Annotated in this window: 5 protein-coding genes; 4 read left to right on the top strand and 1 reads right to left on the bottom strand. The window is 72.0% G+C overall.

Annotated features, from left to right (window positions below; translation table 11 throughout):
- Positions 1–310, bottom strand: a 310-nt coding sequence (locus H0X00_RS22135; protein ID WP_293774919.1) for a DUF3097 family protein, incomplete at its 3' end; no start/stop codon positions are given.
- A 110-nt stretch (positions 311–420) separates the two neighbouring features.
- Here H0X00_RS22135 and hrcA point away from each other — a divergent pair.
- The 4 genes from hrcA to H0X00_RS22115 form a co-directional block, all read left to right on the top strand.
- Entirely contained in the window at positions 421–1,449 is a 1,029-nt protein-coding gene (gene hrcA / locus H0X00_RS22130) for a heat-inducible transcriptional repressor HrcA (RefSeq protein ID WP_293774918.1), read from the top strand.
- An 18-nt stretch (positions 1,450–1,467) separates the two neighbouring features.
- On the top strand, positions 1,468–2,601 hold the full coding sequence (gene dnaJ / locus H0X00_RS22125) for a molecular chaperone DnaJ (RefSeq protein ID WP_293774917.1): 1,134 nt from the start codon (positions 1,468–1,470) through the stop codon (positions 2,599–2,601).
- A 94-nt stretch (positions 2,602–2,695) separates the two neighbouring features.
- Complete coding sequence (locus H0X00_RS22120) at positions 2,696–3,430, top strand: 16S rRNA (uracil(1498)-N(3))-methyltransferase (protein ID WP_293774915.1); 735 nt, start codon at positions 2,696–2,698, stop codon at positions 3,428–3,430.
- A 229-nt stretch (positions 3,431–3,659) separates the two neighbouring features.
- The coding region (locus H0X00_RS22115) for a hypothetical protein (protein ID WP_293774912.1) at positions 3,660–4,139 on the top strand (480 nt) is incomplete at its 3' end.

The raw sequence follows: 4,139 nt of genomic DNA, 5'->3' as shown, positions 1-4,139 counted from the left end.
AGCCGGAGGCGGTCCGGGTCGGCGCCTTCGGCCCGGCCACCGTCGGCGGGGTGAGCACGACCGGCTTACCGTCGATCAAAAAGCCGGGGCCGAGGGGGAAGGCCCGGGGCTTGTCGTGCCGGTCGGCGAGGGTCACCACCCATCCACCGGGCATCTTGTCGCAGCGCACGACGGCCCCGCAGAAGCCGGATTCGGCGTCCTCGACGACCAGGTCGCGCTCAGCGGGGACCTGCGGGACCACCTGGGGACGGCGCCAGTTCCGGGCCAGGACGTCGTGGCCGTAGTGGTCGCCGGGCATGTCTGAGCGCATCCCCCCGACGTTAGCTGTGGCTCGCCGCCGCACCCGGGTGGCGCGCGGGGGCCGTAAACTGTCACTCGCCAGGCGAGAGTGCCAATCCGTTGACGCCGCAGGAGGTGCGCGTGCTGGACGACCGCAAGCTCGCCGTGCTGCGCGCGATCGTGCAGGACTTCGTCTCCACCGAGGAGCCGGTCGGTTCCAAGACGCTGGTCGACCGGCACAACCTGGGTGTCTCCCCGGCCACGATCCGCAACGACATGGCGGTGCTGGAGGAAGAGGGCTACATCGCCCAGCCGCACACCAGCGCCGGGCGGGTGCCCACCGACAAGGGCTACCGGCTCTTCGTCGACCGGTTGGGCGGGGTCAAGCCGCTCTCGCCGGCCGAGCGCAAGGCCATCCAGCAGTTCCTGGACTGCGCGGTCAACCTCGACGACGTCGTCGACCGCACGGTGCGCCTGCTCGCGCAGCTGACCCGGCAGGTCGCGGTCGTGCAGTACCCGTCGCTCTCCTCGGCGTCGGTGCGACACCTGGAGTTGCTCTCGACCGGGCCCGGGCGGGTGATGCTGGTGCTGATCACCGACACCGGCCGCGTCGAGCAGCGGGTGGTCGAGGTGCCGGTGGTGACCAGCGAGGAACTGTTGCCGGACCTGCGCGCGCGCCTCAACGCAGTGATGGACGGCAAGCGACTGGCCGCCGCCGATGCGGCGGTGGTCGAATTGGCCCAGCAGATGCCGGCGCCGGCCAACCCGGTCGACTCCACCGTCATCGACGCTGTGCTCACCTCGCTGCGGGGAATGATCGACGACAGCAGCGACCAGCGGGTGGTGGTGGCGGGCGCGGCCAACCTGACCCGTGGCGGCCACGATTTCTCCGATTCCCTCGGGCTGGTGCTCGAAGCTCTGGAGGAGCAGGTCGTCCTGATGCGCCTGCTCAACGAGGCGGGCTCGCCGGACGTCAGCGTCCGGATCGGACACGAGAACAGCCTGGAGAGCCTGGCCGGTACCTCGATCGTGGCCTCCGGGTACGGTCACCGCGAGGTAGTCGCCCGGCTGGGCGTCATCGGACCGACGCGGATGGACTACCCGGGCACGATGGGTGCGGTGCGCGCAGTGGCGCGCTACGTCGGCCACATGCTCTCGGACGAGAAGTAGGGGCGGGCAGCGCACGGCATGGCGGACTACTACGGCGTTCTCGGGGTGTCCCGGGACGCCAGTGCGGACGAGATCAAGAAGGCCTACCGCAAGCTGGCCCGTGAGCTGCACCCGGACGTCAACAAGGACCCGGGCGCCGTCGAGCGGTTCAAGGAGGTCACCGCCGCCTACGAGGTGCTCGCCGACCCGAACAAGCGTCAGATGTTCGATTTGGGCGGGGACCCGCTGCAGCCCGGCGGTGGCGGGAGCAGCCCGTTCGGCGGCCAGGCCGGCTTCGGCTTCGGCGACATCATGGACGCCTTCTTCAGCGGGGGTCAGGCGCGCGGTCCGCGCAGCCGGGTGCAGCGGGGGCAGGACGCCCTGATCCGGCTGGAGATCTCGCTGGCCGACGCCGCCTTCGGCGCCACCCGGGAACTCGCTTTGGACACGGCGGCGGTCTGCAACCGGTGCGGCGGCGACGGCTGCGCGCCCGGGTCTTCGCCGATCACCTGCGACATCTGCCAGGGGCGCGGGGAGATCCAGAGCGTGCAGCGCTCGTTCCTCGGCCAGGTGATGACCTCGCGTCCGTGCAACCAGTGCCGCGGCTTCGGCACCGTGATCCCCTCGCCCTGCCCCGAGTGCTCCGGCGAGGGCCGGGTGCGCACGCGGCGCACGCTGAAGGTGAAGATCCCGGCCGGCGTCGACACCGGTACCCGCATCCAGCTCTCCGGCGAGGGCGAGATCGGCGCCGGCGGCGGCCCGCCCGGGGACCTCTACGTCGAGATCGTCGAGACCCCGCACCCCGTGTTCACCCGGCAGGGCGACGACCTGCACCGGACCCTGACCGTCCCGATGACGGCGGCGGCGTTGGGCACCAGCATCACCCTCGAGACCCTCGACGGGCCGTACGTGCTGGAGATCAAGCCGGGCACGCAGGAGTCGGACAAGGCGCTCCGCCTGTCCGCGCGTGGCATTCCGCACCTGCGCGGCAGCGGCCGCGGCGACCTGTACGTGCACGTCGAGGTACAGACGCCGACCAAGCTCGACGAGGAGCAGAAGCGTCTGCTGCGCGAACTCGCCCGGCTGCGCGGCGAGGAGCAGGTCGACGACGACCCGGGCAGTGGCCAGCCCGGCGTCTTCTCCAAGATCCGCGACATCTTCGGCGGCCGCTAATCCTGCGGGACGTCGTCCCTGGCGGGCGCATGTCAGCCCGCAGGCGGGCTGACAAGCGCCCCTACGGGACGACGTCCCGCAGGGAGAGGCGCCGATGACCGCGCCGCTGTTCTTCGTCGAAGCGGGAGCGCTGGGCTCGGACGAGATCGTGCTCGACGGGGCCGAGGGTCGGCACGCGGCGAAGGTGCGGCGGCTCCGGGCGGGGGAGCAGGTCGACCTCGCCGACGGCACCGGGGCGCTGGCGCACTGCCTGGTCACCCTCGCCGGGGTGGACGCGCTGACCCTGACGGTGCAGGAGCGGACGACGGCCCCGGCACCGACGCCCTCGTTCACCGTCGTCCAGGCGCTGCCCAAGGGTGACCGTGGCGAGCTGGCGGTCGAGGTGCTCACCGAGGTCGGGGTCGACGAGATCGTGCCCTGGCAGGCGGCCCGGTGCGTGACGAAATGGACCGGCGACCGGGGGGAGCGGTCGGCGCAGCGGTGGGCGGCGCACGCCCGCGAAGCGGCCAAGCAGGCGCGCCGGGCGCGGGTGCCGACGTTGGCGCCGGCGGCGAGCACGGCCGAGGTGTCCGCCCGGCTCTCCGCGGCCGCGCTCGCGATCGTCCTGCATGAGGGCGCGTCAGATCCCCTCGCGACCGTCATGTTGCCCTCGAGTGGAGAGGTCGTGCTCGTGGTCGGCCCGGAGGGCGGGGTCGACGAGTCCGAGCTGGCGGCGTTCGCGGCGGCCGGAGCGCTGACGTCCCGGCTCGGCCCGGAGGTGCTGCGCACCTCTACCGCCGGGGTTGCCGCGCTGGCGGCGCTGCTCGCCCGCACGTCACGCTGGGCCTGACCGCCCGTCAACCTGATGGGCCGTCACGCGCCGTCACCCGTTCGGCTGAGCCGCTCCTGCCTGATCTGTCCGTTCGGTCCGCTTCGTCACGCGGAATTTCGGTCAAAACCCGAGACCAGCGAACCAAAGTCGGTGCGGCGGCGTCCTAGGTCCGTCACGATGTGTGGTGGGGGACCGATCCGGGGGGATCGGTTGTAGCAACCGGGGGCTTTCGATGAGCGATCGACGTATGACGTCGTACCGTCTCTTCCTGCTGCGCGCTGCGCTGGGCCGCGTGGGCCGCACCATCGCCTACTACTGGCTCTCGCTCCGTGCGCAGATCCGCCTGTGGCGTTCCGCCTACCACGTCACCATGGTCGGCCACCGCGTCCGCGGCGCCGCTGCCGCCACCGGCCGGCTGCTGCGCAATGTTCCTCGCCGGCTCGGTGCCTTCCTGGGCCTGATTGCCTGGTTCTTCGGTCAGCTGCCGTCCTACGTCAGCCGCGTCCTGGCGGAACGTCGCGAGGACCGGATGGAACTTCGGGCCGAGCGTCGCCTGGCCGCCACCCAGCGTCGCGCCCAGTCCTCCGGGCGCCGCAGTGAGTCCGCCGAACGGCGCGCCCGTCGCCGGGCCGAGTTTGCCGAGATCAAGGCCAACCGCACCGAGCGCCCGCACCACCTGCCGGTGCCGGCCTGGATCTCCCGCATGGAGCGCCCGGCGCGTCCGGAG

Origin of the sequence: Sporichthya sp., assembly GCF_013815995.1 — a bacterium.
Taxonomy (GTDB): Bacteria; Actinomycetota; Actinomycetes; order Sporichthyales; family Sporichthyaceae; genus Sporichthya.
The sequence above is the reverse complement of the archived record's forward strand: the minus strand, read 5'-3'. Positions and strand labels throughout refer to the sequence as shown.

Coding starts and splice junctions, on each gene's coding strand:
- dnaJ (WP_293774917.1), top strand. CDS start 1,468: ATGGCGGACTACTACGGCGTTCTCGGGGTGTCCCGGGACGCCAGTGCG.
- H0X00_RS22120 (WP_293774915.1), top strand. CDS start 2,696: ATGACCGCGCCGCTGTTCTTCGTCGAAGCGGGAGCGCTGGGCTCGGAC.